At 68.3% G+C, this 26126-nt stretch carries 29 protein-coding genes; 10 read left to right on the forward strand and 19 right to left on the reverse strand.

Annotated elements, in window-relative coordinates; all coding sequences use genetic code 11:
- The 5 genes from QQK25_RS18685 to QQK25_RS18705 form a co-directional block, all read right to left on the reverse strand.
- Positions 1–601: hypothetical protein (locus QQK25_RS18685; protein ID WP_438696518.1), on the reverse strand; the 601-nt coding region annotated here is incomplete at its 3' end.
- Complete coding sequence (locus QQK25_RS18690) at positions 598–915, reverse strand: DUF3240 family protein (RefSeq protein ID WP_284189301.1); 318 nt, start codon at positions 913–915, stop codon at positions 598–600. The genes QQK25_RS18685 and QQK25_RS18690, both read right to left, overlap by 4 nt.
- Positions 912–3989, reverse strand: a complete 3078-nt coding sequence (locus QQK25_RS18695) for an efflux RND transporter permease subunit (protein ID WP_284189302.1) — start codon at positions 3987–3989, stop codon at positions 912–914. The genes QQK25_RS18690 and QQK25_RS18695 overlap by 4 nt, the downstream gene beginning before the upstream one ends.
- Positions 3990–4063: 74 nt before the next feature.
- Positions 4064–5182 (reverse strand): efflux RND transporter periplasmic adaptor subunit, encoded by a 1119-nt coding sequence (locus QQK25_RS18700; RefSeq protein WP_284189303.1) that lies wholly within the window; start codon positions 5180–5182, stop codon positions 4064–4066.
- Between the two features lie 33 nt (positions 5183–5215).
- On the reverse strand, positions 5216–5356 hold the full coding sequence (locus QQK25_RS18705) for a hypothetical protein (protein WP_284189304.1): 141 nt from the start codon (positions 5354–5356) through the stop codon (positions 5216–5218).
- Positions 5357–5443: 87 nt separating this feature from the next.
- On the opposite strand from QQK25_RS18705, the gene QQK25_RS18710 reads away from it, so the two are divergent.
- From QQK25_RS18710 to QQK25_RS18720, 3 genes are all read left to right on the forward strand, one after another.
- Positions 5444–6031 carry a hypothetical protein gene (locus QQK25_RS18710; protein ID WP_284189305.1) on the forward strand — a complete coding sequence of 196 codons (588 nt, stop codon included), beginning with the start codon at positions 5444–5446 and terminating at the stop codon, positions 6029–6031.
- Positions 6032–6207: 176 nt separating this feature from the next.
- Positions 6208–7497: a sensor histidine kinase gene (locus QQK25_RS18715; protein WP_284189306.1), complete on the forward strand. Its 1290-nt coding sequence runs from the start codon at positions 6208–6210 to the stop codon at positions 7495–7497.
- 209 nt (positions 7498–7706) lie between these two features.
- Positions 7707–8087 carry a c-type cytochrome gene (locus tag QQK25_RS18720; RefSeq protein WP_284189307.1) on the forward strand — a complete coding sequence of 127 codons (381 nt, stop codon included), beginning with the start codon at positions 7707–7709 and terminating at the stop codon, positions 8085–8087.
- A 91-nt stretch (positions 8088–8178) separates the two neighbouring features.
- Here the strand turns inward: QQK25_RS18720 and QQK25_RS18725 are convergent, their stop codons facing one another.
- The 10 genes from QQK25_RS18725 to QQK25_RS18770 all read right to left on the reverse strand — a co-directional run bounded on the left by QQK25_RS18725 (position 8179) and on the right by QQK25_RS18770 (position 16356).
- Entirely contained in the window at positions 8179–9117 is a 939-nt protein-coding gene (locus tag QQK25_RS18725; RefSeq protein WP_284189308.1) for a DMT family transporter, read from the reverse strand.
- A gap of 169 nt (positions 9118–9286) precedes the next feature.
- Positions 9287–9835 carry a rhodanese-like domain-containing protein gene (locus tag QQK25_RS18730; RefSeq protein ID WP_284189309.1) on the reverse strand — a complete coding sequence of 183 codons (549 nt, stop codon included), beginning with the start codon at positions 9833–9835 and terminating at the stop codon, positions 9287–9289.
- Positions 9836–9898: 63 nt separating this feature from the next.
- A complete protein-coding gene (locus QQK25_RS18735) occupies positions 9899–10183 on the reverse strand; it encodes a cyd operon YbgE family protein (RefSeq protein ID WP_284189310.1) in 285 nt (94 codons plus the stop codon).
- Between the two features lie 64 nt (positions 10184–10247).
- Positions 10248–10673: a group II truncated hemoglobin gene (locus QQK25_RS18740; protein ID WP_284189311.1), complete on the reverse strand. Its 426-nt coding sequence runs from the start codon at positions 10671–10673 to the stop codon at positions 10248–10250.
- Positions 10663–10788 carry a cytochrome bd-I oxidase subunit CydX gene (gene cydX, locus QQK25_RS18745; RefSeq protein ID WP_284189312.1) on the reverse strand — a complete coding sequence of 42 codons (126 nt, stop codon included), beginning with the start codon at positions 10786–10788 and terminating at the stop codon, positions 10663–10665. Before cydX ends, QQK25_RS18740 begins: the two co-directional genes overlap by 11 nt.
- Before the next feature lie 12 nt (positions 10789–10800).
- Positions 10801–11940 carry a cytochrome d ubiquinol oxidase subunit II gene (gene cydB, locus QQK25_RS18750; protein ID WP_284189313.1) on the reverse strand — a complete coding sequence of 380 codons (1140 nt, stop codon included), beginning with the start codon at positions 11938–11940 and terminating at the stop codon, positions 10801–10803.
- Between the two features lie 17 nt (positions 11941–11957).
- Positions 11958–13511 carry a cytochrome ubiquinol oxidase subunit I gene (locus QQK25_RS18755; RefSeq protein WP_284189314.1) on the reverse strand — a complete coding sequence of 518 codons (1554 nt, stop codon included), beginning with the start codon at positions 13509–13511 and terminating at the stop codon, positions 11958–11960.
- Positions 13501–13677 (reverse strand): cytochrome oxidase putative small subunit CydP, encoded by a 177-nt coding sequence (cydP, locus tag QQK25_RS18760; protein ID WP_284189315.1) that lies wholly within the window; start codon positions 13675–13677, stop codon positions 13501–13503. The genes QQK25_RS18755 and cydP overlap by 11 nt, the downstream gene beginning before the upstream one ends.
- A 378-nt stretch (positions 13678–14055) precedes the next feature.
- Positions 14056–14442 carry a hypothetical protein gene (locus QQK25_RS18765; RefSeq protein WP_284189316.1) on the reverse strand — a complete coding sequence of 129 codons (387 nt, stop codon included), beginning with the start codon at positions 14440–14442 and terminating at the stop codon, positions 14056–14058.
- Positions 14443–14514: 72 nt separating this feature from the next.
- The gene (locus tag QQK25_RS18770; protein WP_284189317.1) at positions 14515–16356 is read right to left on the reverse strand and encodes a sigma-54-dependent Fis family transcriptional regulator; all 1842 of its coding nucleotides are present in this window, start codon (positions 16354–16356) and stop codon (positions 14515–14517) included.
- A 298-nt stretch (positions 16357–16654) separates the two neighbouring features.
- Here QQK25_RS18770 and QQK25_RS18775 point away from each other — a divergent pair, with 298 nt between their 5' ends.
- Complete coding sequence (locus tag QQK25_RS18775; protein ID WP_153159777.1) at positions 16655–16969, forward strand: c-type cytochrome; 315 nt, start codon at positions 16655–16657, stop codon at positions 16967–16969.
- A gap of 75 nt (positions 16970–17044) precedes the next feature.
- Here the strand turns inward: QQK25_RS18775 and QQK25_RS18780 are convergent, their stop codons facing one another.
- Genes QQK25_RS18780 through pedF form a run of 3 tightly spaced genes read right to left on the reverse strand, consistent with a single transcriptional unit; the run spans position 17045 to position 19251 of the window.
- The gene (locus QQK25_RS18780) at positions 17045–17977 is read right to left on the reverse strand and encodes a beta-propeller fold lactonase family protein (protein WP_284189318.1); all 933 of its coding nucleotides are present in this window, start codon (positions 17975–17977) and stop codon (positions 17045–17047) included.
- A gap of 4 nt (positions 17978–17981) precedes the next feature.
- Complete coding sequence (locus tag QQK25_RS18785; RefSeq protein WP_284189319.1) at positions 17982–18827, reverse strand: substrate-binding periplasmic protein; 846 nt, start codon at positions 18825–18827, stop codon at positions 17982–17984.
- The gene (gene pedF, locus QQK25_RS18790; RefSeq protein ID WP_438696520.1) at positions 18817–19251 is read right to left on the reverse strand and encodes a cytochrome c-550 PedF; all 435 of its coding nucleotides are present in this window, start codon (positions 19249–19251) and stop codon (positions 18817–18819) included. Before pedF ends, QQK25_RS18785 begins: the two co-directional genes overlap by 11 nt.
- A gap of 321 nt (positions 19252–19572) precedes the next feature.
- Between pedF and QQK25_RS18795 the strand changes: the two genes are divergently transcribed.
- Positions 19573–21603, forward strand: coding sequence for a sigma-54-dependent Fis family transcriptional regulator (locus tag QQK25_RS18795; protein WP_284189320.1), 2031 nt, complete (start codon positions 19573–19575; stop codon positions 21601–21603).
- Between the two features lie 125 nt (positions 21604–21728).
- On the opposite strand, the gene QQK25_RS18800 is transcribed toward QQK25_RS18795, so the two are convergent.
- Entirely contained in the window at positions 21729–22736 is a 1008-nt protein-coding gene (locus tag QQK25_RS18800) for a helix-turn-helix domain-containing protein (RefSeq protein ID WP_284189321.1), read from the reverse strand.
- Between the two features lie 351 nt (positions 22737–23087).
- On the opposite strand from QQK25_RS18800, the gene QQK25_RS18805 reads away from it, so the two are divergent.
- The 5 genes from QQK25_RS18805 to QQK25_RS18825 form a co-directional block, all read left to right on the forward strand.
- Positions 23088–24230 (forward strand): amine dehydrogenase large subunit, encoded by a 1143-nt coding sequence (locus QQK25_RS18805; RefSeq protein WP_284189322.1) that lies wholly within the window; start codon positions 23088–23090, stop codon positions 24228–24230.
- Positions 24230–24775: a MauE/DoxX family redox-associated membrane protein gene (locus tag QQK25_RS18810; RefSeq protein WP_284189323.1), complete on the forward strand. Its 546-nt coding sequence runs from the start codon at positions 24230–24232 to the stop codon at positions 24773–24775. Before QQK25_RS18805 ends, QQK25_RS18810 begins: the two co-directional genes overlap by 1 nt.
- A 2-nt stretch (positions 24776–24777) precedes the next feature.
- The gene (gene mauD / locus QQK25_RS18815) at positions 24778–25374 is read left to right on the forward strand and encodes a methylamine dehydrogenase accessory protein MauD (protein WP_284189324.1); all 597 of its coding nucleotides are present in this window, start codon (positions 24778–24780) and stop codon (positions 25372–25374) included.
- Between the two features lie 28 nt (positions 25375–25402).
- Entirely contained in the window at positions 25403–25930 is a 528-nt protein-coding gene (locus QQK25_RS18820; protein WP_284189325.1) for a methylamine dehydrogenase light chain, read from the forward strand.
- Between the two features lie 14 nt (positions 25931–25944).
- Positions 25945–26126: c-type cytochrome (locus QQK25_RS18825; RefSeq protein WP_284189326.1), on the forward strand; the 182-nt coding region annotated here is incomplete at its 3' end.

Raw genomic sequence — 26126 nt, forward strand, 5'->3', positions numbered from 1 at the left:
CCTGGGCGCGGCCGGTGGCCTGGGCCAGTTGGGCCTCGGCCTGGGCGAGGGCGGCGTCGGCCTGCAGGCGTTCCAGCTTCGGGGCGTCGCCCAGCTCGACCCGGCGCTGCACCACCTGCGCCTGGCGGGCGAGGATGTCGCGCTGGCGGCGCCACTGGTCGGCGGCGGCGTTTTCGCGCAGCCAGTCGAACCAGTTGGCGAGCAGCATCCGGCTGGTTTCGTGGAGGGCGTCACCGCGGGCGATGCGTGCGCTGGCGATGCCGGCGGCGCCGAGCTGGCGGTCGAGATCCAGCTTGCCCGGCAGGCGGACGGCGCGCTCGACGCCCACTTCCCATTCGTTGTAGCGGCCGGCCGGTGCGGGCCGCACCCGGCGCTGCTGGTCCATCAGGCGCAGGGTCCATTCGTGGTTGCCGGCTTCGAGGCGCCGGCTGCGGGCTTCTTCCACCGAAATCTGCGATCCGGCGGCGCGCACCTGCGGGCTGCCGAGCACGGCGTCCAGCACCTGGGCACGGGGCGGCAGATCGGGGGCGTCGGCGGGGTTGGCGGCGTGGGCCCACAGGGGCAGGGCGGCCATCGCCAGGGCGAGCAGGCGGCGCTTCATTCGAGTCTCCCGAAGGCGAGCGCCGGGGTGATCCAGAAATACACCCGGCTGCCGGCGAAGCGCTCGCGCAGGATGGCCAGCAGCGCCTCGGCGTCGTCCCGCGTGGTGACGTGCTGGACGCGGCAGTAGGCGGCGCGGCCGCGCACTTCCTCGGCGGTGCCGACGAAGCGGATGCGCTCGCCGTGGCCCTCGACGGCATCGGTGGTGAAGCCGGGGGCGAGCTCGGGGTGTTCGAGCAGGGTGTCGATCAGGGCGTCCTCGACCTCGGCGGGCATCACGAGGGTCAGGACGACGGGGGACGTGTCTGGGCTCATTGGGCGGTGGGGGCAGCAGGGGCGATGCCGAAGCGGCGGTACAGCAGCGGCAGCAGGAGCAGGGTAAGGGCGGTGGCGCTGACCAGCCCGCCGATCACCACGATGGCGAGGGGACGCTGGACTTCCGAGCCGGGGCCGGTGGCAAAGAGCAGTGGCACCAGGCCCAGGGCGGCAATGCTGGCGGTCATCAGCACCGGGCGCAGCCGGCGTCTGGCGCCTTCGACCACCACCTGGCCGATGGGCATGCCCCGGGCGTGGAGCTGGTTGAAGTAGGTGACCATCACCACCCCGTTGAGCACCGCGATGCCCAGGAGCGCGATGAAGCCCACCGAGGCCGGCACCGACAGGTATTCGCCCGACAGGGCCAGCGCGAAGACGCCGCCGACCATCGCGAAGGGCACCATCGCCAGCACCAGCAGGGCCTGGCGTACCGACCCGAAGGTGGAGAACAGCAGCACGAAGATCAGTCCGAGGGCCACCGGCACCACCACGCCCAGGCGGGCGGCGGCGCGTTGCTGGTTCTCGAACTGGCCACCCCAGGCGAGGCGGTAGCCGGCGGGCAGCGGCACCTTGGCGGTGACGGCGGCCTTGGCCTCATCGACGAAGCCGACCAGATCGCGGTCGCGCACGTTGGACTGGATCACCGCGTAGCGCTGGGCGTTCTCGCGGTCCACCTTCACCGGGCCGTCGATGCGCTCGATGCGCGCCACGCTGGCGAGTGGCAGGCTGTGGCCGTCGGGCGTGGTGATGCGGATCGCGGCGAAGGCGTCCGGGTCGCTCTGCAGGCTGCCGGGGCCGCGGATGAGCAGCGGCACGCGGCGGCCGGATTCGATCACCGTACCGGCGATGCGCCCTTCGAGCAGGCTGCGCAGGCTGTTCTGGACGTCCTCGACATTGAGCCCGAAGCGGCCGGCGGCGAGGCGATCCACCTGCACCTTGAGGTATTGCACGCCCTCGTTGCGGATGGTGATGGTGTCTTCGGCGCCGGGCACGGCCTTCACCACGGCCTCGATCTGGGTGGCCAGTTGGTTGAGGGTGGGCAGATCCGGCCCGTAGAGCTTGATCGCCAGATCGCCGCGCACGCCGGTGAGCATCTCGGAGACGCGCATGTCGATGGGCTGGGTGAAGGTGAGGGCGATGCCGGGGAAGTTCTCCATCACCGCCCGCAGCTGGTCGGCCAGCCAGTTTTTATCCGGCTGGCGCCATTCGTCGCGGGGCTTGAGGACGAGGAAGGTGTCGGTCTGGTTGAGGCCCATCGGGTCGAGGCCCAGCTCGTCCGAGCCGGAGCGCGCGACGATGGCTTTCACCTCGGGCACCTGCTGCATCACCGCCTGCTGCACGCGCAGGTCGGTGGCGATGGTCTGGGCGAGGCTGATGGAGGGCAGTTTTTCGAGCTGCATGATGATGTCGCCTTCGTCCATCGTCGGCATGAAGGTCTTGCCCAGGGCCAGGTAGGCAAACCCGGCGGCCACCAGCGACCCGCCGGCGATCCCCGCCATCAGCCGGCCACGGGTGAGGGCGAAGTCGAGGAGCGGCGCGTAGCCGGCCTGGAGCTTGCGGATCAGCCACGGCTCGTGGGCGTCGCCGCGCTTGAGCAGGAAGGACGCCAGCACCGGCACTACGGTGAGTGACAGCACCAGCGAGGCCGACAGGGCGAACACGATGGTCAGCGCCACCGGGCCGAACAGCTTGCCCTCCAGGCCTTCCAGTGTGAGCAGCGGCAGGAACACGATGACGATGATGAGGATGCCCGAGGCCACCGGGGCCGCCACCTCGCGGGTCGCCCGGAAGACCAGATGGAGCAGGGGCTGCCGGCTGCTGGCACCACCTTCGGAGAGCTGGGTCTCGACGTTTTCGACGACCACCACCGCTGCATCCACCAGCATGCCGATGGCGATGGCGAGCCCGCCCAGGCTCATCAGGTTGGCCGACAGCCCTACCGCGCGCATGGCGATGAAGGTGGCCAGCGCCGCCAGGGGCAGCATCAGCGCCACCACCAGCGCCGCGCGCAGGTTGCCGAGGAAGGCCAGCAGCAGCACCAGCACCAGCACGATGGCCTCGACCAGCGCCTTGGAGACGGTATGCACCGCGCGGCCGACCAGCTCGCTGCGATCGTAAAAGGGCACGACGCTGACGCCCGGCGGTAGCTGTGGCGCGATCTCGATGAGGCGCGCCTTCACCCCTTCGATCACCTTGCCGGCGTTGGCGCCGCGCAGGCCGAGCACAAGCCCCTCCACCGCCTCGCCCTCGCCGCTGCGGGTGACCGCGCCGTAGCGGGTGAGGGCGCCGATGCGCACGGCGGCCACGTCGCCCACGCGGACCACGCCGCCTTCACCGCGCAGCACGATGGCGCGCACGTCGTCGAGGTTGCAGATGGCGCCCTCGGCGCGCACCAGCAGGGTCTCCTCGCCCTCGGTGAGGCGGCCGGCGCCGTCGTTGCGGTTGTTGGCTTCGAGGGCGGCGGCCAGCTGGCCGAGGTTGAGGCCACGGGCGGCCAGGGCTGCCGGGTCGGGCGTCACCTCGAAGCTGCGCACCTCGCCGCCCAGGCTGTTCACGTCGGCCACGCCGGCCACGGTGCGGAGCGCCGGGCGGATCGTCCAGTCGAGGAGGGTGCGCTTGTCTTCCAGCGAGATCGGGCCCTCGATGGTGAACATGAACATCTCGCCCAGCGGCGTGGTGATCGGCGCGAGGCCGCCGGTGGCGCCGGGGGGCAGGTTGCCCATCACGTTGGCGAGGCGCTCGCCCACCTGCTGGCGGGCCCAGTAGATGTCGGTGCCGTCGTCGAAATCGAGGGTCACGTCGGCCAGCGCGTACTTGGAGGTGGAGCGCAGGATGCGCTGGTGGGGAATGCCCAGCATCTCCTGCTCGATGGGTACGGTGATGCGCGATTCGACCTCTTCGGGCGTCATCCCCGGGGCCTTGATGATGAGCTTGACCTGGGTGGTGGAGACATCCGGGAAGGCGTCGATGGGAAGGCCATTCCAGGCCACCACGCCGGCCCCGATGAGGAGCAGCGTGGCGACCAGCACCAGCAGGCGCTGGGTCAGGGAGAACTCGATGAGGCGGGAGAGCATGGGGTCGGGGCTCGGGGTGAGTCGCTAGGGGGTGGGTGTGGCGTGGGGCAGGGCGGGGGCGGCAGGTGTCGCCCTCATTCCTTGCCGATGCCGAGCCAGGTGGCCTTGAGGGCGGCGACGCCGCTGGTGACCACGGTGGCATCCGGCGGCAGGCCGGTGATCAGACTGGTGTCGCCGAGTCGACCGGTCACGCTGATCGGGATCGCCCGGTAGCCGGCGGTCGCCGCGTCCCGGGCGGCCACGAAGACCCACTGCTTGTTGTCGTGGCGGAGCACCGCGCTGGCCGGCACCTGCAGCGTGGCGTTGCCGGCGGCGCCCTTGTTGCCCAGATCAAGATCGACGGCGGTGGCCTGACCCGGGCGCAGGCTGTCGGCGCCGTGGGTGACGAGGCCGCGCAGCAGCACGCTCTGGGTGGCGGAATCGACGGCCCGGCCGATGGCGATCAGCTCGCCTCGGGCGCCGGTGGACGGAATCCGCAGCGGCGTGCCCACCTTCACCTGGCTGGCCACCGCCAGCGGAGCCTGGATCTCCACCGACAGCGGATCGAGCCGCGCGATGCGGTACAGCGGCGCGGATTGCTCGACCCGCTGGCCGACGCTCACGTGCTGCTCCAGCACGCTGCCGGCGATCGGGGCGACGAGGGACAGGGTCTGCCCGCCGCTGTGCTGGGCGAGGGCCAGCTCCTGGCGGCGCTCGGCGGCCTGGGCGGCGCTCTGGGCGGCATTGGCGCGGCTCGCCTGGAGGCGCGATTCGGCGATCAGGCCTTCGCGGTAGAGCTGCTCGTCGCGGGACAAGGTCTGGCGCGAGAAGGTGGCCTGGGCGTCGGCCTGGAGGCGGTCGCGCTGGAGTTCGAGGGCCTGGGGGCTGGAGATCCGCACCAGCAGCTGGCCCTTCTTCACGGTCATCCCCGGCGCGGTTTCGAGGCTCTCGACCACACCGGCCAGCGGCGCGGCGATCACCCGCACCTGGCTGTTGGGGATGCTCACCGTTGCCGGCAGCCCCGCCGCCGCAGCGCTGCTGCCGCTCACCACCCGCTGGGTTGCCACCCCCAGCGCCTGCCCCTGGGAAGGCGTGATGGCGATGAAGGCCGGGTCAAGGGCTATGGCGGAAAAGGCAGGACCGGCAAGGGCAACGGCAGCAATCAGCGGGCGAAGGGCGATGGACGGCATGGGGATGATGGGGGCTGGATACATCCCGCATCATCCTCCATCTGGCTTAAGGGAGTCTTAAGCGGTGCTGCCGGATGCCGGTTTGCCGTCCTTCGCGGCCTTCTCCTCGGGTTTGAGTCCGGTGCCACGCAGGTTGACCCGCTTGCCGCGCAGCTCGAACGACAAAGGCGCGCCTGCCCCGTCGAGATGCGCTGCCACCCAATTTGGGTTGTTCGTCGTGAATCGTTGCGATAGCTCCGGTACGCTTTCGTCTTCCCCTCATCCGACACCGGAGTTCATCTCATCATGAGCATTCGCATGACCCCGAAATTCGCCCTTCCCCTGCTGCTCACCCTTGCCTCCAGCGTTGCCGGCGCCGTCTGCGTGCCGGTGATCGGCACGGCCAGGCTGCTGCCCGACGCGGCCTGCACGATCCGGACCGTGGCCCAGCCGGGCACGCCGGCCTCGCTGTTCGGTGGTGACTGCTTCAGCGTCCAGCTGTCCCTGGCCGGCTTCCCGGTGGCGACGGGCTATGCGGGCAACACCATCGAGCCGATGGCCAGCCTGGTGCCCGGTGCGCCGGCCACGGTGGCGCCGGTGGCGGTGCCGGCCGTGGGTTCGCCGCTGCCGCGCCAGATCGTCCAGACCGCCCGCACCACCATGTGGCTGGGCCACGGCGCCCGCCGTACCGCGATCTACACCACCGACGTGGTGGTGATCCAGCCCCAGCTGTCGGCCACCGGCCAGGTCGTGCCCAAGCTGATGACCGAGCAGATCCTGATCTCCGGCTCCGACGGCAAGGGCGCCTTTGCCAATGTCAGCGGCCACCTCAACGTGATGGGCACCACCGTTGGCGCACCGTCCGCCGTTACCGGCCAGATCTGCATGCCGTGATTGCCGCCGTGGCTGCCCGCTGACGGGCCGCACGGGTTTCGCCGGAACCGCCGCCTTCCAGCCGGAAGCGGCGGTTTCTTCATTCTGGCCGTGCGGACGGCGTGGTGCGCTCATGCCGGCGGGCTGGCACATGCCTTGCTCTGATTACTCCCAAAGGAATATAAGGGGAGACACCCATGGATCTACGCTGGCGACTGTTCGGCTATGTGCTCGGATTCGCCCTCGCGCTGCTGCTGGCAGCGGCGGCGTGGGTTGGACTGGCGCTGCGCGAGGATGTGGCCGAGGAAATGGCGGCGTCCACGCGCCTGGTGAACACCATGCTGGCGGTGAGTGCCGCGCCGGAATCCCGCGCGGGCGACCTGGAAGCCCTGCTGGCAGGTGGTCAGTTACGACACGTTGCGCTCCATGTGGAGCGTTCAAATTTGGAGCAGGGCCTTGCGCCCGCCCGCAGTGGGTTGATGGATTCGCTGGTGGATTACCTGCTCGACGGTCGCCAGATCCATGAGCGGCGAATTCCGCTGGGCGATGGCACGCTGGTGATTCGCGCCGATGCCCGCGCTGAAATCCACGAAGTGCTGCGCGACGGCGCCCGCATCATGGCGACCCTGCTGGTGTTCTCCCTGGCGATGGCGGTGGTGGCCTGGCTGGCTGCCCATCGGGCGCTCAAGCCGGTGCGTGAGCTGGAAGACGGCCTCGCCCGGGTGGGCCGCGACGAAGGCCGGGTGAGCCTGCCGGCCTTTCGGCTGAAGGAGTTTGCCAGCATCGCCAGCGCCATCGAGCGCATGTCCGGCGAGCTTTCCGAAACCCGTCAGGCCCGCCAGCAGCTTGCCCGCCAGCTGCTTGAGCTGCAGGAAAACGAGCGCCGCGAGCTGGCCCGGGAGCTCCACGACGAGCTCGGCCAGTCGCTCACGGCAGTCAATGTCTCCGCCGCCTACATCGAACGCCACGCCGGGCGGGCGTCGCCGGATGATCTGGCCGACAGCGCGCGGGACATCCGCAACGAATCCACCCGCATGCTCGCCCAGGTGCGCAACCTGCTGTCCCAGCTCCGCCCCCACGGCCTCGAAGGCCTGCAGATGATGGACGCCCTGAACGATCTGGTGAGCGGCTGGCGCGGTCGGGCGCCGCAGATCGGTATCGAGGCGGCCTTCCCCGAATCGCTCCCGGCGCTGCCGCCGGCGGCCGGGCTGGCCCTGTATCGCACGGTGCAGGAGGCGCTCACCAACGTGCTGCGCCACAGCGTGGCCAGCCAGGTGCGGCTGACCCTGCGCGAGGTGGGCAAGGCGGTGGAGCTGACGGTGGCCGACAATGGCGTGGGCAAGGCCAGCGAGATCGTCCGGCGCTCCCGTGGCGGGCTGCTCGGCATGCGCGAGCGGGCCGAGATGGCGGGCGGCTCGTGCTGGTTCGACGAGGCCCCGGGCGGCGGGCTGCAGGTGCGCCTGTGCCTGCCCCTGGCCCAGGCCTGAGGGTTGCCATGCGGGCCGAAGCGGTCACCCGCAGGCGCTGCCCGGGCCCGCAGACGATTCACAAGCAGGCGTTCCCGATCCGGCGGAAACTGGGCGGGAACATGGATTTAACGCAGATGCACCGGACGGTGCGGCAGGGGCAGGCCAGTCGGTCGGCCCTGCCTGGCTCGCCCGGGGAGTCTTTCGATTTTTAGCCAAGGAGAAGAAACATGTTTGCCTTACGTAACACCGTCGTTCCGGTGATGCTGGCCCTGGTCGCCACGACCGCTGCGGCAGCCGCCGACGATGACATGAAGGCCCTCGCCGTGAAGAGCGGCTGCCTGACCTGTCACTCCATCGAGTCCGGCACCCCCGGCCCCAACGGCATGGCCCCCATCGGCCCGGCCTGGCAGGATGTCGCCAAGATGTACAAGGGCAAGCCGGGCGCCGACGTCTTCCTGACCCGCGTGGTGCTGGAAGGCTCCAACCCCTACGGCAGCCACTGGAAGGACAAGGTCAGCGGCCTGGCGATGCCCCCCAACAAGGTGGCCATCAAGGAAACCGACGCCAAGAAACTGGTGAAGTGGATCCTGACCCTGGCGCCCAAGTAATCCGCCAGCGCCAGGCGCAAGCAACAAGACCCCGGACGTCCCCCCGCCGGGGTCTTGCTGTTTCTGGCGGCCGAACCGGGCTGGACCGGACTTACTTGCCGGCCCGCGCCGCCGCCGACCGGGACGACACCGCGATGCCCGCCACGATCAGCCCGAAGGCGACGCCGTGGAAGGGCTGCGGGCCTTCGCCGATCACCGCGGCGGAGAGCACCGCCGCAAACAGCGGCGTGAGGTTGTAGAAGATCGACGCCATCGCCGGCCCCGCCTCGGCCACTGCGAGGCCCCACAGGCGGTAGGCGATGATCGACGGGCCGATGGCCACGAACAGGATGGTCGCCACCAGCTGCCACGACCACTGGGTGGGGGCCGAGGGCGCGATCATGTCGCCCACCACCGCGGTCGCCACCGCGCCGCTCACCCCGAAGATCGCCTGGGCCACCAGAAATTGCGCCCAGTTCCAGTCGGGCCGCGCCGCGCCCAGCATGTGGGCGGGCGGCTTGGCGAGCATCCAGCTGTAGAGCGACCAGCCGATGATCGCCACCAGCATCAGCAGGTCACCCTGCACGAAGTGGATGTCGGCCAGCGCCGCCGGGTTGCCCCGGGACATCACCAGCGCCACGCCCGCCAGCGACAGCAGCGCGCCGATGAGCTGCAGCCGGGTGGGACGAACCTTGTAACCCACCGCGCCCACCACCATCGCCCACACCGGCGAGCTGGAAGCGATCAGCGTGACGTTGAGGGGCGTGCTGGTGCGCAGGGCCATGTATTGCAGCGCGTTGTAGGCGCCCACCCCGATCACCCCCAGCACCAGCAGGTAGCGCCAGCGCTCGACGATCTGCGCCCGCGCTGCCGGGGTGCCGATGGCCGCCCAGCCCAGGGGCAGCAGCAGCACGAAGGCGACCACCCAGCGCAGGGCGTTGAGGAGCAGCGGGTCGATGCTGCCGATGGCCATGCGGCCGACCACCGCGTTGGTAGCCCACATGGCGGGCGGGGTGGCGAGCATCAGGACGAGACGGGGGGTGAGCTGCATTGCAAATCCCTGGAGTAAACGGCGTGCCGCCCGGCGCTGGGCCGGGCTGGATGCGCAAGTTTAGGGATATGGTTGCAGTGGCGGAAGACGCCCGCGCGGGATTCACTGTTCAGCAGGCTGAACAATCGGGGCGCCGGGGACGATGGATGCGTGATGTCCCGGCATGGCCTCAGTGCTTGTCGAGACGGTACATCTTGGCCGGGTTCATCTTCGTGCTCCAGGGCAGGCCACTGTTCTGCCAGCCATTGACCACCCGCATTCCGGCCTGGGGGCCCTCCTTGAGGGGCGTGCCCTGGAAACCGTCGATCACGTAACGGGCGTTGGGAAAGCCGTTGCTGCGCAGGAAGCTCGCGCTCGGCTCGCCCCGTTCGCTCCCCGAACGGCACAAGGTGATCACTTCGGCATCCATGCCGAGGCCCCGTCGTTCAAGTTCGGCCTTGATCTGGCTGACGAATTCCGGGTTCTGCACCAGCTTGTAGACGCCGCGTTTCTCATCCCAGGCGGTGCGGTCCACCATCAGGAAGGGCACGTTCACGTGCACTGCGTCGGTGAAGCCGACGAACATGATCTCGACGGGATCGCGCACGTCCACGAAGAGCAGGTTCTGGTTGGGCTGTTGTACGCGGGCGTGGACTTCCGCGGCCGGGACGGCAATGTCCACGGCCTGGGCCGACAGGGCCAGCAGGCTGAGCGAGGTGGCGATGAACAGGTGTTTCATGGGGTGTTTCCTGAGGTGGTGAAGGGGCCACGGCCTTGCCGGAACCGGCTGGTGTCATGGGCGTCATGCGAGAAATCTCATGGCTGCGGCGGCAATCAGGCTCAGCAGGCACGTCCAGCCAGAGAACAGCCAGCGCCAGATCCGGCCCACGGGCACGAAGCCCACGCCACGCACCATGCCGGCGGTCATCGCGATGAGCAGCACAAAGGCCATCCCGTGGTCGGCCTGCCCTTGCGGACCGGCCATCAGGAAGGGGTTCAGCGAGCCGCCCAGCATGATCAGGATGGCCACGGCCAGGCAGGGCAGGTGCATCCGTGGCAAAGGGGGCTCAGGCAGTGTGTCCGGCATTTCTTGGGTTCCAGGGTGTGTGCCAGTTTTGGTCAACATGGCTGATGTTGGTCGGCCGGCGCGTTCAGGCCGTGCTGCAGCTGCAGCCGGTGTGCGCCTGGGGGGCGCTGGAGTCTGCCCGGTTGCGCAGGTGGTCGGCCATGGCCTGGAAGCGCGCCAGCAGCCACGCGTGCAGCCCGGGCTCGTCCACCACCTCGTCGAGGGCCTTGCGGAACGCCGCCATCCAGGCGTCGCGGGCGGCGCTGTCGATGGGGAAGGCCATGTGTCGGCGCCGCATGAAGGGCTCGCCGTAAAGGGGGCGGAAGCGGTCCGGCCCGCCCAGCCAGCCGCTCAGGAAGGCGGCGAGGCGCCGCTTGACCTCGCTCATGTCGGGGTGGTGGAGGCGCATCGCCGCCTCGGCTTCGGGCAGCTCGGCCATCCAGTGGTAGATGCGCTCCACGAGCCGGTCGATGCCCGCCTCGCCCAGCTGGTCGTAGGGGCTAGCGTTCATCGCGCGAACCTCGGGATGTGGCTTGGCGGCTGGCCTCGTGTTCGGCCCACAGGGCGTTGAGAATGGCCAGGAAGACGGCAAAGCCGACGCCCAGGATCCAGGTGAAATACCACATGCGATTGACTCCTCAGTAAGCCGAATGGCTGTTTTCGCGGACATAGGCGGGGGTGACCTTGCCGCCCATCACGCGATAGGCCCAGCTGGTGTAGAGCACGATGAGCGGCATGAAGATCAGCGTGGCCCACAGCATGATGTTGAGGGTGAGCTGGCTGGAGACGCTGTCCCACACCGTCAGGCTGGCGTTGGGGGCGAGGGAGGACGGCATCACGAAGGGGAACAGCGCTGCGCCGGCGGTGCCGATGATGCCGGCGATGGCGAGCGCCGAGGCCCAGAAGGCGGCCAGGGTGCGGCCGTGGCGGGCGAGCACCTGGGCCGCCAGCACGCCGCCGGTGCCCGCCAGGGGCAGCGCGGCGGTGGCGGGGTGGGCGCGGTAGTTGGCGAACCAGGCGCCGGCTTCGCGGATCACGGTCTTGCCCAGCGGATTGGGTAGCGCCGCGCCGTCGACCGCCGACTGGATGACATAGCCGGGGATCGCCAGCCACAGCCACAGGCCCGCCGCGGCAAAGCTCAGGATCGTCAGCCCGCCGAAGAAGCCGGCCGCCCGCAGGGCCCGCCACTGGATTTCGCCCTGAGTGCGGTGGGCGAGATAGATGGCCCCGTGGAAGGTGATCATCGCCGACGAGACGACGCCCGCCAGCAGCGCGAAGGGGTTGAGCAGCGCCCAGAAGCTGCCGGAGTAGGTGGATACCAGGTGATCGTCGAAGCTGAAGGGCACGCCCTGGAATAGGTTGCCGAAGGCGACTCCGAAGATCAGCGGCGGCACGGCGCCACCGACGAACAGGCCCCAGTCCCAGGTGCTGCGCCAGCGGGGGTCGTGGATCTTGCTGCGGTAGTCGAAGCCCACCGGGCGGAAGAACAGTGCCCATAGCACCGCCAGCATGGCCCAGTAGAGCCCTGAGAAGGCGGTGGCATAGACCAGCGGCCAGGCGGCGAAGATGGCGCCGCCGGCGGTGATGAACCACACCTGGTTGCCGTCCCAGTGCGGGCCGACGGTGTTGATGACGACGCGCCGTTCGGTGTCGTTCCGGCCGACGAAGGGCAGCAGCGTGCCGACGCCCATGTCGTGGCCGTCCATGATGGCGAAGCCGATCAGCAGGACGCCGACCAGCAGCCACCAGATCAGTTTGAGGGTTTCATAGTCGAGCATTTGGAATCGTCCTCGGTTCAGGCGTGGGCTTCGTGGGCGTAGCGACCGGTGCCGAGACTGCCCGGCCCTTGCCTGGCGAACTTGATCATCAGGAACATCTCGACGATCAGCAGCACGGTGTAGAAGCCGACGAAGCCGGCGAGGGAGCCATAGAGGCTCTCCACGCTCAGGGTCGATACGGAAAGGTGGGTGGGCAGCACACCGTAGATGGTCCACGGCTGGCGGCCGTATTCGGCCACGAACCAGCCCACCTCGCAGGCGATCCACGGCATCGGCAGGCAATACAGCGCCGCCCGCAGCAGGCCGCGCCGGCTGGCGAAGTCGCCCTTCACCGAGTGCCACAGGGCGAGCCCGAAGAGCAGCAGCATCGCAAAGCCCAGAGCCACCATCAGGCGGAAGCTCCAGAACATCGGCGCGACCCGCGGCACGGTGTCGCCCACGGCCTTGTCGATGATGGCCGGCGTCACGTCGTCCAGGCGGTTAACGTATTTCTTGAGGAGCAGCCCGAAGCCCAGGTCGGCCTTGTGCTGCTCGAAGGTCTGGCGGGCGGTGGCGTCGGCGGGGTTGGCGCGCAGGGCGTCGAGGGCGGTGACGGCCTTCATGCCCGACACGATGCGCTCGCGGTTGCGGGCCTTGATCTCCTTGATGCCCGGAATCTGCCGGTCCAGGGAGCGGGTGCCGATGAGGCCCATCACCCACGGAATCTCGATGGCGAAGTCGTTCTTCATCTCGGCTTCGTTGGGGATGGCGACGAGGTTGAAGGACGCCGGCGCGGGCTCGGTCTCCCACATCGCCTCCATGGCCGCCAGCTTGGTCTGCTGGGCTTCGCCGACGGTGTAGCCCGATTCGTCGCCGAGGACGATCACCGAGCATACGGAAGCGAATCCGAAGGCGGCAGCGATGCCGAAGCTGCGTTTGGCGAACTCCACGTCGCGCCCGCGCAGCAGATACCAGGACGAGATCGACAGCACGAACATGGCGCCGGTGACGTAGCCGGCCGACACCGTGTGCACGAACTTGGCCTGGGCGTCCGGGTTGAAGACCACCGCCCAGAAGTCGGTCATCTCCATGCGCATCGTCACGTAGCTGAACTCGGCGCCTACCGGGTTCTGCATCCAGCCGTTGGCGATCAGGATCCACAGGGCCGAGAGATTGGTGCCCACCGCCATCAGGATGGTCACGAGCAGGTGCTCCTTGCGCGCCAGCCTGTCCCAGCCGAAGAAGAACAGCCCGATCATCGTGGACTCGAGAAAGAAGGCCATCAGCCCCTCGATGGCGAGCGGTGCGCCAAAGATGTCGCCGACGTAGTGGGAGTAATAGGCCCAGTTGGTGCCGAACTGGAATTCGAGGGTGATCCCGGTAGTGACGCCGAGAGCGAAGTTGATGCCGAACAGCTTGCCCCAGAAGCGGGTCATGTCCTTGTAGAGGGGATTGGCGGTCATCACATAGACGGACTCCATGATGACCAGCAGCCACACCATGCCGATGGTGAGCGGGACGAACAGAAAGTGGTAAAGGGCGGTGGCGGCAAACTGCAGCCGCGATAGATCAACCAGTTGTTCACTGACCACGAGGTGCTCCTTGGACGACGGGGTTGGGGGCGAGCTGCCTCGACATGTCCTGCGCGTCCACCTCGAGACTGGCATCGCGCACGAAGCACCACCACAGCGCCACGAGGGCGAGCAGCTTGACGACGATGAGCCAGCCGAGATGCCTGGCGGTGGGGTGAAGCGACATGTGTGGCAGCGTTTTTTGTTGATGGGTGTTACCCAATCAATTCCCGTGCCATTTCGTGGTTTGTGATTAAGTTCTTTTAAATCAATTTATTATGATTGCTTCCGGTGCGGCAATCGGACGCACGTCGACTGCCATTGTGGGCTGCCGTGGCGTTGATTGGCAGTATTTTGGCAGTGTTCGGAGGGCTCGGACGAGTCCCGGCGGGGGCGGGTGGGGATGAAATGGGGACGTGCTGCCGACCACGTGATCGCGGCGTCTTGTCGCGGTGGCGTAGTGGCAGCGCGCCTGGCAGTGCTGGCAGTGGCGTTGCAGGTCTGTCAGGGGGCGCCTTGGCCGTGGGCGGGCGGGGATGCCCGGCGGGGTGTCAGGGGCGGTGGGTCAGTTCCAGCCGAAGGGCACGCGGATTTCCTCGAAGTCGCCATCCTGCAGCTTGTCCTCGGCATTGAAGACGAGCTGCAGGATCACGTCGGTGTGGCCGCCCAGCCAGTTCTTCGAGACCGGGATCTTGCCGAAGATGCACGGCCCGCCGCCGGGGCGCAGGCGTGACGTCATGGTGTTGGCCCGGGCCAGGGATTCGCATTCGCTGCGGTTGTACACCGAGAGGGTGGCGTTGCGGGCCTTGAGGCTCTGGATGGCATCGGCGAGGGGATAGCCGGGCCGGAACTGCTGCTGCAGCTCGGGGACGAGGGGCGAAGGCGGTTCTTCGCAGCCGGCAAGGGCGAGGGCGGCGAGTAGGGCGGCGGCGATGGCGCGGAACCTGGACATGGCAGACAAGGCTGAAAAAGGACGCCCGCGAGTATCCCACGGCCCGGCGTGGTCGGGCAGCTGCGGGCAGGGTCAGCCGCGCCGCAGCTTGCGGTAGAGGGTGGTGCGGGTGATGCCCAGTTCCCGCGCGGCGGCGGAGATGTTGCCGGCGTGGCGGGCCACGGTCTCTTCCACCAGCCGGGTTTCGGCGGCCCGCAGGCTTTGCGTGGTGGGGCGCGTCTCACCGGCGTCGATCAGGTCGTGGGGCAGGTGGTCGGGGGTGATGGTGGCTTCGTCCGGCCCCAGCATGGCGGTGGCGAGGCGCAGCACGTTCTTCAGCTCGCGAATGTTGCCGGGCCACTGGTGGCGGCGGATCACGTCCAGCGTGGCGGCCGCCAGGCGCAGCGGGCGATCGGGGGATTCGTCGCGCAGGATGCGGCGGGCGAGGGCCTCGATGTCGCTGCGCTCGCGCAGGGTGGGCAGCGCGAGGCTCATGGCCGACAGGCGGAAATACAGGTCGGGGCGGAACTCGCCGGTCTCGCACAGGGTTTTGAGGGGGCGGTGGCTGGCGCACACCAGTGCCAGGTCGATGGCCTCCTCGGGGCCGCCGCCCAGGGGCGTGACCCGACGGGTTTCGAGCACCCGCAGCAGCACCGCCTGCAGGCGCAGGGGCATGTCGCCGATTTCGTCGAGGAACAGGGTGCCGCCGTGGGCTTCGCGCAGCTTGCCGCGGGCCCCTTCGCCCCGGGCGCCGGTGTAGGCGCCGGCCCGGTAGCCGAAGAGTTCGGCTTCGATCAGGTTAGCGGGGATGGCCGCGCAGTTGATGGCCACGAAGGGGCCGTCGCGGCGCGGGCTGCTGTGGTGGAAGGCCTGGGCGAAGACTTCCTTGCCGGTGCCGGTTTCGCCCTGGATGAGCAGCGGGATGTCGAGCCCGACGATGCGCCGGGCGCGGCGCACCGCCGAGGCCACGGTTTGGTCGCCCAGATCGAGGTCTTCGAGGGTCACGCCGCGGCGAGCGGCGGGCATGTCGGGCGCGCTGGCGGCCACCGGGCGCAGGGCCTGCAGCCGGCCGGCCTGGACCCGGGCGGCGAATTCGCGGCCGCCGTGGGCACACAGCAGGGTGGGGCGCAGGCTGCTCGACAAGGCGTGGTCGAGGAGGGTGGTCCAGCGGGTCTCGAAGATACGCGAGAAGGCCGGGCGCTCCTTGCGGCTGTCGCCGATGCCCAGCAGGGTTTCACCGCGGCGGTTGCAGGCGAGCATCTCGCCGGCCTCGTTGAACACCGCGAGCCCTTCGAGGGGCGAGGCCAGCGCCTCGGCCTGGGGATGGAAGCGGATCGTCACCGCGGCTTCGGGGAGGCTCTCGATGAGGCGGTTCTCGATGATCTCGGCGGTGGTCTGGATCAGCGCCTGAGCGTGGATCTGGCTGAGCTGGGCCGAGGTGGAGATGTCGAGGATGCCCAGCACGCCGCCGGCCGGGCCGTGGATCGGGGTGGCGACGCAGGTGAGGAAGCGGTTGCGCTCAAGGAAGTGGTCGGTGCCGATCACCGCCATCGGGCGCTGTTCGGCCAGCGCGGTGCCGATGGCGTTGGTGCCCATGGTGCATTCGGCCCACGACACGCCGGGCTGCAGGGCGACCCGCGCGGCGCGTTCGGCGAAATCGGCGTCGCCCACTGCGCGCAGGATCATCCCGGCGTCGTCGGCCAGCAGGATGGTGGAGGACGAGCGGGCGATCTGCTGGTGCAGGTGCTCCATGATCGGCTGGGCGTAGGCCACCAGCCGCGCGTTGCCTTCGAGCCGGTCGGCCAGGCTGGATCGGGGGAGGATGCCGTCGGGCAGATGCTCGTTGTTGCGCAGGCCGTTGGCGGCGCAGCGCTCCCAGGAGCGCCGGATGGCCTCCTCCGCGGGGATTGGCGAGTTGGGATCGGCTTTCTTCACGGGGGAGGCAGTGCAGGAAACATGCCAGAGGCTTGGCCTGGTCTACCGCCCCCTAAAGGCCAGCCGTGGGCGGAAAAGTGTTCCGTGGTGCGTGTCGGGATGGAGCAGGTGTGCAGCGGCGGAGCAGCGCCGCTGCCCGCTCGCATCCTTCCCGGATCGGGCAAGTGCTTGTTGGAAAAGGGATTGGCGTTCAGTTTGGGGCGGGTGGCATCGGCGCACGGAATTTGCAATGGTGGCGGGGCGGGTGGTCTGCAGGCCGCCGCCAAAATCAATCACAAGTCCGATCCAAGGAGGAGCTATGAAATTCATTCCGATGATGTGCGCGATTGCGCTGGGTGTGGCCGCGGCCGCGCCGGCGATGGCGTCCGAGGAGATCATCAAGAAGGCCCGCTGTACCGCCTGCCATGCCGTCGACCAGAAGCGCGTCGGCCCGTCGTACAAGGACGTGGCGGCCAAGTACAAGGGCCAGGGCGACGCCGTGGCGGTGCTGAGCGCCAAGGTGCGTCACGGTGGTTCCGGTGTGTGGGGCCAGATTCCGATGACCCCGAACGGCCCGGACAAGATCAGTGATGCTGATCTGAAGGCCGCGATCGAGTGGATCCTGAAGCTCTGATGTGGGGTGCGCACACCTGCTCCAAAGTGGAGCAGGTGTGTCGGGATGGTTCAGTTCGTGTCGCGACGCCCTGTGTCAGGGCTGCACGACGACGCCCCACGGCAGCTCGCCGACGGGGATTTCACTGATGGTGGCGAGACGTTCGGTGTCGATCACCGAGACGCTGTTGGAACGGCCGTTGGCCACGTAGAGCTTGCGGCCATCGGGGGTGAGGGCCATGTTCCAGGGCCGCTTGCCCACCGGCAGGGTGGCTTCGACCTGATTGTCGGCGGTGCGGATCACGCTCACCGTGCCGTCCTTGCCGTTGGAAACATAAACACGTTGGCCGTCCGGCGCCACGGCCACACCGTTCGAGAAGGTGCCCGCCTTGATCGTGGCGATCACCTTGCGCTTGCCCATGTCGATGGCGTAGACCGTGCTTGCCAGCTCGCAGGCCACGTAGGCACGGCTGCCGTCGGGGGTGAAGCCGATGCCGCGGGGGCGGGCGCCCACCGGGATCTGCGCCACCTGACGGCGGGCCTTCACATCCACCAGATCGACCTGTTCGGCGTCCTCGGCGCTTACCAGCAGCCAGCGGCCGTCGGGGCTGAACACCGCGTGTTCCGGGTTCTTGCCGCGCACGCGGATGTCGGCGAGCTTGCGCCCGGTGGCGGCATCGAGCACCACCACACTGTTGGATTCTTCCACCGCCACCGCCACCCGCTTGCGGTCGGCCGAGACGCTGACGCCTTCGGGCGATTCACCCAGGCGGATGTGCCGGGTGGGCTCCTCGGCGCTGATATCGACGATCACCAGGCCATCCGACGGCGCCTCGCTGATGAACAGGCGCTTGCCGTCGCTGGCGATGCCGCGGGGGCGGGCGCCGCCGGGCAGGGTGCGCACGACGGTGTCGGTGGCGGTGTCGATCACCGACACCGTGCCGGATTTTTCGTTGGGGACGTAGGCGAAGGGCGCGGCAAACGCCGCTGCGGGAAGCAGGGCGCAGCCGGCCAGCAGAGTGCGGATCATCGAATCAGAGCGTGGGCTGGACATAGGTGATGCCGTGACGGGCGAAGATGGACGCGACGGTACCATTCTTCTGCAGCACGCGCAGCGCCTCGCCAACGGTGTCGGCCAGGGCCGTCTCCTCGGCCTTGACGGCCATGCCGATGGGCCAGCTGTTGATCTTGAGTTCCGGCATCTGCACCACTTCGATGACGAAGCGGTTGTCCTTGCCGAGGGCCTGCTCGATCTCCGAGCGGGGGCCCATCACGGCGGCCAGGTCGCCAGCCTTCAGCTTCTCGACGGCGGCGGCCACGCTGTTGAAATGCACTACGTTCTCGCGCAGGCGGCCGTTGAGCACGCCCAGCAGGAAGGCATCGGCCAGCGAGCGGCCTTCGACGCCGATCTTCTCGCGGGTGAAGACTTCCAGCGCGGTGGCGGCCGAGCCGCGGATCGAGCCGATGCGCTGGATGCGGGCAACCGCAATGGTTTCCAGGTGGTAGGGCCCGAAGATCTTGACCTTCTCGTTCTTGCCCTGGAGATAGGAATCCACCGGCACGTGCATCATCACGTCCGACGGCTGCTGGCCCAGGTAATGGCCCTTCCAGACCATGTTCCGCAGGTCGTCGTCCATGTCCTCGTCGGCGTTGTAGCCGACCACCTGGGTGGCGATGCCGAGCTGCTTGCCCAGCGCCTGGGCAAGCTCCACGTCGATCCCGTTGCCCTTGTCGGACCAGGGTACGAAGCCGTTGTAAACGGCAACCCGGAGGCTGCCGCGCTGGCGGATCTCGGCCAGTCCGTCGGCCCGGGCCGGCAGGCTGGCAGCCAGGGCGGCGGCCCCGGCGGCAAGCAGGAAACGACGGCGATCAGTCTTCACGGACGGTCTCCAGCCAGGCGCGGATGGTCCACATGGCTTCCTGGGACAGGATGCCTTCGAACGGGGGCATGTACACGCGGCCGTCGCGGGTCGCGCCGTGGCGGATGCGCTGCAGGAAGATCTCGTCACCTTCCTGGCCGGCCGGCAGGTAACGCAGATCCGGTGCGATGCCGCCGGACACGGCGCCCAGGCCGTGGCAGCGGGCACAGTTCTGGTTGAAGGCCGAGTCGCCGATGCGGATCGCTTCCTTGTTGCCCAGATACGGGTTCTTGGTGAGCCACTCCTTGCCAACCTGCTTGAGGGAGGAGGTGTCCACCGCCTGGGGCGTCACGTCGCCGTGGGCAATGACGGCACCGGCCGCCAGGGCCAGGACGGCGGTGGAGAGAGCACGGAGAGGGCGGGAGAAGAAGTTGCGAGCAGTCACCTGGGTCACCTTTGGTCTGGATTGGAATGCGTCGAGCGATGGGGCGCGGGGCGCAGCAGGCATCGCCGTGGTGGGCATCATTCAGCAAGGGGCGTGCCACTTGTCACGGCTTCTGCGGGGGTGTCTCGGCTTTCCGGCGCTGGAGGCGGGTTTCTTAGTTTTTCTTATGAGTGAATAAACTGGAACGGAGTTTGCTCATGGGTATCCGCCGTGGAGCAGTCACATTGCTGAAATATGATTCGGCTGCTACATTTTGGAGCACTCACCATAAACCGGGTTAAAACCCGGAACACAATCCGTTATAGCGGAGGAGACGAACACATGCAGGTACCTTTCAATACCGAGGCTCGCTCGATGAGCCTTCAGGAGGCGCGTTCCCTGTATTTCGATCGGGGCGAGGTGCCGGAGGCCTTGCTCGACCGGAACGTGTTGCGCTCCTGGGAGCGCTGCCGGCAGGCGGGGCTCGATCCGGCCTTCAAGGGCACCCGCGATCCGGACATGCGCGCCGTGACCGAAGCCCGCGAACGCAACCGCACCCTGCTGTCCCACGCCCAGCCGGTGCTGGAGCATCTCTTCGAGCAGATCCGCAACTCCCACAGCATGGTGATCCTGGCCGACGCCCAGGGCATGCTGATCCAGAGCTACGGCGATCCGGACTTCCTCAGCCGCGCCGAACAGGTTGCCCTGCGCCCCGGCGCCAGCTGGAACGAATTCGATCGCGGAACAAACGCGGTCGGGACTGCACTTGCCGAGCGCAATGCCGTTAATGTCTTCGGCTCCGAACATTTCTTCGAGAGCAACGCCTTTCTCACCTGTAGTGCCGCGCCCATCTTGGACGCGCAGGGGCGTCTGATCGGGGCGCTGGACATCTCCAGCGACTACCGGGCTTATCAACGCCACTCGCTGGGTCTCGTAAAAATGTCGTCCCGCATCATCGAGAAACGTATCTTCGAAGCCGAGTTCGCCCACCAGGGCCTGCTCAGCTTCCACTCCCGCCCGGACCACGTGGGCAGCCTCTGCGAGGCCCTGCTGGCCATCGGCCCGGACGGCGATCTGCTGGGCGCCGACCAGGCCGCCCTCGACCTCCTCGGCATGCGCCGCGAAGACCTGCCCCGCCGTCACTACACCATGCTGTTCGACGTGCCCCTGGGCACCCTGGTCGACCGCGCCCGGCGCGACCCGTCGTCGCTGATCGCCATCAACGGCCGCAACGGCGAGCGTTTCTATGGCCGGCTGCGCGGCAACCTCACGGCGCTGGCCACCTCCGGCCCGGTGCTGCTGGATGCCCGCGGCGAACGCGTGGGCAAGGCGCCCAAGGTTGAGAACGTCCGCCCGACCGCCCGTCCCGGCCTGACCCTCAAGTCCCTGTCCACCGGCGACGAGCGCCTGCAGGCCGCCATCGACAAGGCCACCCGCGTGCTCGGCCGCGACATCCCGATCCTGATCCAGGGCGAATCCGGCGCCGGCAAGGAGATGTTTGCCAAGGCCTTCCACAACAGCGGCCCCCGCGGCCAGGGCCCCTTCGTGGCGCTCAACTGTGCGGCGATTCCCGAGACCCTGATCGAATCCGAGCTCTTCGGCTACTCCGGCGGCGCCTTCACCGGCGCCCGCAAGGAAGGCGCGGTCGGCAAGATCCAGCAGGCCCACGGCGGCACGCTCTTCCTCGACGAAATCGGCGACATGCCCCTGTCGCTCCAGGCCCGCCTGCTGCGCGTGCTCCAGGAACGCTGCGTGACCCCGCTCGGCACCAACAAGAGCATTCCGGTGGACATCACCCTGGTGTGCGCCACCCACCGCCGGCTGAAGGAAGAAGTGGCCCGCGGCGGTTTCCGCGAAGACTTGTACTACCGCCTCAACGGCCTGTGCATCAACCTGCCGTCGCTGCGCGAGCGCAGCGACATCGGCAGCCTGATCGACAAGCTGCTCCGCGAAGAGGCCGGCCCGGATCGCAACGTCACCGTCTCCAGCAGGGTGATGGATGCCTTCCTGAATTACCGCTGGCCGGGCAACATCCGCCAGCTCGGCAACGTCATCAAGGTGGGCATCGCGCTGCTGGACGACGACGAGGACGTGATCGAAACCTGGCACCTGCCCGACGACGTGTTCGAGGAAATCGGTGCCCTGGCTTCGTCCAGCCCGGTCACGCCCGAACCCGTCACCGCCCGTGTCGCCGAAACCATGGCCTGTGCCGAGGCCGTCCCCACCGGTGCTGCCGCCTTCGGCCGCCTGGAGGAGATCGAGCGCGACATGATCCAGCGCACCCTCGAAGCCGAAAACGGCAACATCTCGGCCGCCGCCCGCCGGCTGGGGATCAGCCGCAATACGCTGTACCGCAAGCTCGGCCGGTTCTGACCCCGCCCGGCGCACGCCGGCTACCCGTCGCACCAAAGCAGAAAGCCCTCGGATCGAGGGCTTTCTGCTTTTTTTGCGCCCGATGCGGCAGGGCGCGTTGCCGATGTCGGTCAGGAGTCTGTCGTTCAGCTTGCATCCGGCACGCCCAGCCGGCGCCGGAGGGTTTCGGAAGGCAGCTCGCCGAACATCGCCTTGTAGTCGGCGGCGAAGTGGGAGAGGTGCAGGAAGCCCCACTGCAGCGCCACGTCGGTGACCGATTCGCGGCCGTCCCCGTTGCGCAGGGCGCGGCGCACGCCGTTGAGGCGCATGGCCCGCAGGAAGCTCACCGGGTTCACGTCGAGCACGTCCTGGAAGCTGTACTGCAGTGTGCGGCGTGACACGTTGAGTTCGGCGCACAGGTCGGCCACGGTGATGGGCTCGTTCACGTGGTGGCGCATGTAGTCGCGGGCGCGATCGACGATCTGGCGGCGGGCCTGGCTGGTGGATGGCGGACGAAGCGCATCGACGCCGTTGCCGATTACGGCTAGCAGGCTGTCGAAGATGGCGTGCTCCATCGCCTTGCGCATGGCGGCGTGCCCAAGAATGTGCGGGCTGTTGCGGGCGGTGTCGAGCACGGTGAGGAGCAGGGCGCTGAGCTCCTGCATCTTCTCGGCGCTGCTGGGGATGATCCGCCGCTTGCCGAGTTCGGCCTCGATGTCGCGGCCTTCGGTGCGCAGGGCGTAGTCGTTGAAGACTCCCTTGTCGGTGGTGATGGCCACCACGTCGAGCTTGCGCGGGGTGCGGAAATCGAGCTCCTCGCCGCCATGCAAGGTGAGCATCGTGTCCCGGTCGAAGGACTCGCCGCAGTACCAGCCCTGGCCTTCGAGGTTCAGCGGAATCCCGAATGTCCGCGAGCCTTTCCAGGAGGATCCGGCCTCGTGAACCATCTGGTTCGTACGCTCACGGAATACCTGCACATTGCCGAACCAGGCCTCTTCGATCTCCCCGTTGAAGCGGCCCGGCGAGAGCTGTTCGTAGGTCTGGATCCACTGTTGCAGGCTGCATGCGTGCTCGTGGGCGTCTTCGGTTTGGGTGGTGGCAAACGCGCTGAACGGGCTGGGTTCGGTGCCGCTTCTCCTGGGCTGCAAGTCCATGGCTGTGCTCTCTTCTTGGTGTGGTTTGGGGCGGTCTTACGACTCTTAAAATCAAAGTAATACCAATTGCCCCAAATCCGCAAGGGTCTTGTAACTCTTGTTGTGCGGCGCACAACGATGGTGCAGTGCACACAAAAATCCCCTTTTTGGACAGACACTTGCACCAAATTGGAATTGCCGATATTGGATAGCGCCCTTTTTGGGTAGCCCCCACTATGCCTCCAACCGCAGCCCGGAACGCCATGTCCGAAACGCGGGAAACCCGCCCCGGGAGTGCCCGGGCGGGACGACTGACAGGTGCCCCCGACAGAGAGACGACGGTTCGGGCACCGCAGCAAGAAGGAGGAAAACGTGCTTCGAAAATCGTTAGCGGGGAGCTTGCTGCTGCTGGGCCTGTGTGCCGGCGCCAGCGCCGAACTGGCTCCGGAAGTGATAACCACCGGCAAGCTGCCGCCGGCCAATCCGTATCGCATCTATCTGTCGGACGTTTCCATCGGCCACATCGTGGATGGACGCCTGCACGTGGTGGATGGCACCTCGTTGCGCTACGAGGGGGTGATCGCCACGGGCTACGCCGGCCAGGCCATCCTGTCGGCGGATCGCAAGGAAATCTTCGTTGCGACCACCTACTACACGCGGCTGAACCACGGCACCCGCACCGACGTGGTGGACGTGCACGACGCCCAGACCCTCGCCAAGACCGGCGAGATCGCCATCCCGCCGCGCCATGCCCAGTCGCTCAACTACAAGGGCACGATCCGGCCGTCGAGCGACGGGCGCTGGCTGTTCGTGCAGTTCGCCACCCCGGCGACCTCGGTGGGCGTGATCGACCTGAAGGAACGCCGGATGGTGGCCGAGGTGGCGACGCCGGGCTGCTGGAGCATCCTGCCGGCGGCCAGCACCGGCGGGCGTTTCTCCACCGTCTGCGGAGACGGCACGCTGCTCACCGTCAGCCTCGACGCCGCCGGCCAGGTGGCGCGCCAGAAGCGCAGCGCCAAGTTCTTCGACGCCGACAAGGACCCGATCTTCATCCACGGCGAGCAGGACGGCGACAGCTACCGCTTCGTGTCCTTCCTGGGCGATGTCTACACCGCCCACGTGGGCGGCGAAGTGGCGAGCTTCGAGTCGCCCTGGTCGATCCTCTCGGCGGCCGATCGCAAGCAGGGCTGGCGCCCCGGCGGCTACCAGCTGATCGCCCAGCACAATGCCAGCGGCCGGCTGTTCGTGGGGATGCACGACAAGGGCTTCGAGGGCAGCCACAAGACGCCGGCCAAGGAGATCTGGACCGTCGATCTGGCGGCCAAGAAGCGCGTCGCCCGCACCCCCGGCAACAACGCCATCGCGCTGGCGGTGAGCCAGGGCGACGGCGCCCGCCTGTTCGCCTACGACGGGGTGAAGGCCGCCATCGCGGTGTTCGACGCCAAGGGCAAGCTCGCCCTCGCCAAGCGCATGGAAGGCATCGGCGAGACGCCCACCCAGATGGAGCTGCACTGATGGACGCCCTGGCTCTTGACCCCGTGCTGGCCCGCGCCTGCGGGGCGGCGATCGCGGTGGTGCTGCTCACCGGGGCGTGGCAGAAGCTGCGCGACCTGGCGGTCTTCGAGGCGTCGGTCGACCTGTACCGGCTGCTGCCCGAGGCCCTCGTGCCGCTCTTCGCCCGGGCCTTCCCGGTGCTGGAGGCGGTGGCCGGCGTCGCGCTGCTGCTGGACGCCACCCGCAGCGTCGGGCTGGTGCTGTCGGTGGCGGTGCTCGGCCTCGCCACCGCCGGCGTCGTCGCCAACCTGCTGCGCGGCCACACCGACATCGACTGCGGCTGCGGCGGAGCAGGGGGGCACACCACCCTCAGCTGGGCGCTCCCCGCCCGCAACACCCTGCTGATGATCCTCGCCGTGCTCGGCGGACAGGACGGCGGCAGCCGCGACCTGATGTGGATCGACTACCTCACCGTCGCCGGCGGCACCCTCGCCCTGTTCGGCCTCTACGCCACCGCCAACCAGCTGATGGCCAACCACCCCCGCCTGATTCAACTGAGGAACTGATCATGAACGAAGCCCTGATGATTTCGAACGTGCTGCTTTGGATCGCCGTCCTGGCCGCCCTCGTCGGACTGTTTGCCCTGGCCCGCCAGATCGGCGTGCTCTACGAGCGCGTCGCCCCGATGGGCGCGCTGATGATGGACACCGGCCCCAAGGTCGGCGAGGCCTCGCCGGTGTTCGACCTGCCGGCGCTGGTGGGCAACACCCGCGTCACCATTGGCCGCCCGGCCGACAAGAGCACGTTGCTGTTCTTCCTGTCGCCCACCTGCCCGGTGTGCAAGAAGCTGCTGCCCATCCTCCGCTCGGTCAATCGCACCGAGCAGGACTGGCTGCGCGTGGTGCTCACCTCCGACGGCGAGCAGCCCGAGCACCTAGCCTTCTACGAGAAAGCCGACCTGAAGGAGTTCCCCTACGTGCTGTCCAGCGAGCCCGGCATCGCCTACCGGGTGGCCAAGCTGCCCTACGCGGTGCTCCTCAACGAGCACGGCCGGGTGGTGGCCAAGGGCCTGGTGAACTCCCGCGAGCAGCTCGAGAGCCTCTTCACCGCCAAGGAGATGGGCGTCGCCTCGGTGCAGGACTTCATCGACCACCAGCACGCCTGACCGCCCCCAACCCCAAGGAGAGACAACCATGAAATGGCTCGATGATCTGTTCGAGCGGAAGACCCGCAAGGTGGCGCAGCAGAGCTCGCGCCGCGGGGCCCTGATCCGCATCGGCAAGCTGATGGTCGGCACCGCCTTCGTGCTGCCGGTGCTGCCCTTCGACCGCACCGCCCAGGCCGCCGCCGGCGCGGCCCGCAAGGCCGCCAACGCCAAGCCCGGCGACCAGGACTGCGAATACTGGCGCTACTGCGCCCAGGACGGTTACCTGTGCTCGTGCTGCGGCGGCAGCGCCTCCACCTGCCCGCCGGGCACCGAGGCCTCGAAGGTGGCCTGGATCGGCACCTGCCGCAACCCGGACGACGGCAAGGACTACCTCATCAGCTACAACGACTGCTGCGGCAAGACCGCCTGCGGACGCTGCCTGTGCAACACCAACGAGCGGGAACGGCCGGCCTACCGGATGGGCGTGCATAACGACATCAACTGGTGCATGTCCAACGACTCGACGATGTTCCACTGCACGCTCGCGGCGGTGGTCGGCGTGGCCGAAGGCTGAGGGTGAGGCCTGCCATGCGTACCCTGCTCGCCAGCCTTCTTTGTGCAGCGGCCTTGCCCGCGGTGGCCGCCGACGGCGCCGCGGTCTTCGCCACCCACTGCGTGATGTGCCACCAGCCGGGCGGCACCGGCCTGCCGGGCATCGCCCCGCCGCTGGCCGGCACCCTGGGCGAACGCCTGCAGGTGGCCGGCCGCGG

Origin of the sequence: Zoogloea oryzae, assembly GCF_030161255.1 — a bacterium.
Lineage (GTDB): Bacteria > Pseudomonadota > Gammaproteobacteria > Burkholderiales > Rhodocyclaceae > Zoogloea > Zoogloea oryzae.

Excerpts from the sequence above, each read along its gene's own strand:
- cydB (WP_284189313.1), bottom strand. The coding sequence starts at position 11,940 with ATGCTCGACTATGAAACCCTCAAACTGATCTGGTGGCTGCTGGTCGGC.
- mauD (WP_284189324.1), top strand. The coding sequence starts at position 24,778 with ATGAACGAAGCCCTGATGATTTCGAACGTGCTGCTTTGGATCGCCGTC.
- cydP (WP_284189315.1), bottom strand. The coding sequence starts at position 13,677 with ATGTCGCTTCACCCCACCGCCAGGCATCTCGGCTGGCTCATCGTCGTC.
- QQK25_RS18820 (WP_284189325.1), top strand. The coding sequence starts at position 25,403 with ATGAAATGGCTCGATGATCTGTTCGAGCGGAAGACCCGCAAGGTGGCG.
- QQK25_RS18700 (WP_284189303.1), bottom strand. The coding sequence starts at position 5,182 with ATGTATCCAGCCCCCATCATCCCCATGCCGTCCATCGCCCTTCGCCCG.
- QQK25_RS18795 (WP_284189320.1), top strand. The coding sequence starts at position 19,573 with ATGCAGGTACCTTTCAATACCGAGGCTCGCTCGATGAGCCTTCAGGAG.
- QQK25_RS18715 (WP_284189306.1), top strand. The coding sequence starts at position 6,208 with ATGGATCTACGCTGGCGACTGTTCGGCTATGTGCTCGGATTCGCCCTC.
- QQK25_RS18730 (WP_284189309.1), bottom strand. The coding sequence starts at position 9,835 with ATGAAACACCTGTTCATCGCCACCTCGCTCAGCCTGCTGGCCCTGTCG.
- QQK25_RS18765 (WP_284189316.1), bottom strand. The coding sequence starts at position 14,442 with ATGTCCAGGTTCCGCGCCATCGCCGCCGCCCTACTCGCCGCCCTCGCC.
- QQK25_RS18800 (WP_284189321.1), bottom strand. The coding sequence starts at position 22,736 with ATGGACTTGCAGCCCAGGAGAAGCGGCACCGAACCCAGCCCGTTCAGC.
- cydX (WP_284189312.1), bottom strand. The coding sequence starts at position 10,788 with ATGTGGTATTTCACCTGGATCCTGGGCGTCGGCTTTGCCGTCTTCCTG.
- QQK25_RS18725 (WP_284189308.1), bottom strand. The coding sequence starts at position 9,117 with ATGCAGCTCACCCCCCGTCTCGTCCTGATGCTCGCCACCCCGCCCGCC.
- QQK25_RS18775 (WP_153159777.1), top strand. The coding sequence starts at position 16,655 with ATGAAATTCATTCCGATGATGTGCGCGATTGCGCTGGGTGTGGCCGCG.
- QQK25_RS18720 (WP_284189307.1), top strand. The coding sequence starts at position 7,707 with ATGTTTGCCTTACGTAACACCGTCGTTCCGGTGATGCTGGCCCTGGTC.
- QQK25_RS18740 (WP_284189311.1), bottom strand. The coding sequence starts at position 10,673 with ATGAACGCTAGCCCCTACGACCAGCTGGGCGAGGCGGGCATCGACCGG.
- QQK25_RS18690 (WP_284189301.1), bottom strand. The coding sequence starts at position 915 with ATGAGCCCAGACACGTCCCCCGTCGTCCTGACCCTCGTGATGCCCGCC.
- QQK25_RS18710 (WP_284189305.1), top strand. The coding sequence starts at position 5,444 with ATGAGCATTCGCATGACCCCGAAATTCGCCCTTCCCCTGCTGCTCACC.
- QQK25_RS18735 (WP_284189310.1), bottom strand. The coding sequence starts at position 10,183 with ATGCCGGACACACTGCCTGAGCCCCCTTTGCCACGGATGCACCTGCCC.
- QQK25_RS18780 (WP_284189318.1), bottom strand. The coding sequence starts at position 17,977 with ATGATCCGCACTCTGCTGGCCGGCTGCGCCCTGCTTCCCGCAGCGGCG.
- QQK25_RS18695 (WP_284189302.1), bottom strand. The coding sequence starts at position 3,989 with ATGCTCTCCCGCCTCATCGAGTTCTCCCTGACCCAGCGCCTGCTGGTG.
- QQK25_RS18810 (WP_284189323.1), top strand. The coding sequence starts at position 24,230 with ATGGACGCCCTGGCTCTTGACCCCGTGCTGGCCCGCGCCTGCGGGGCG.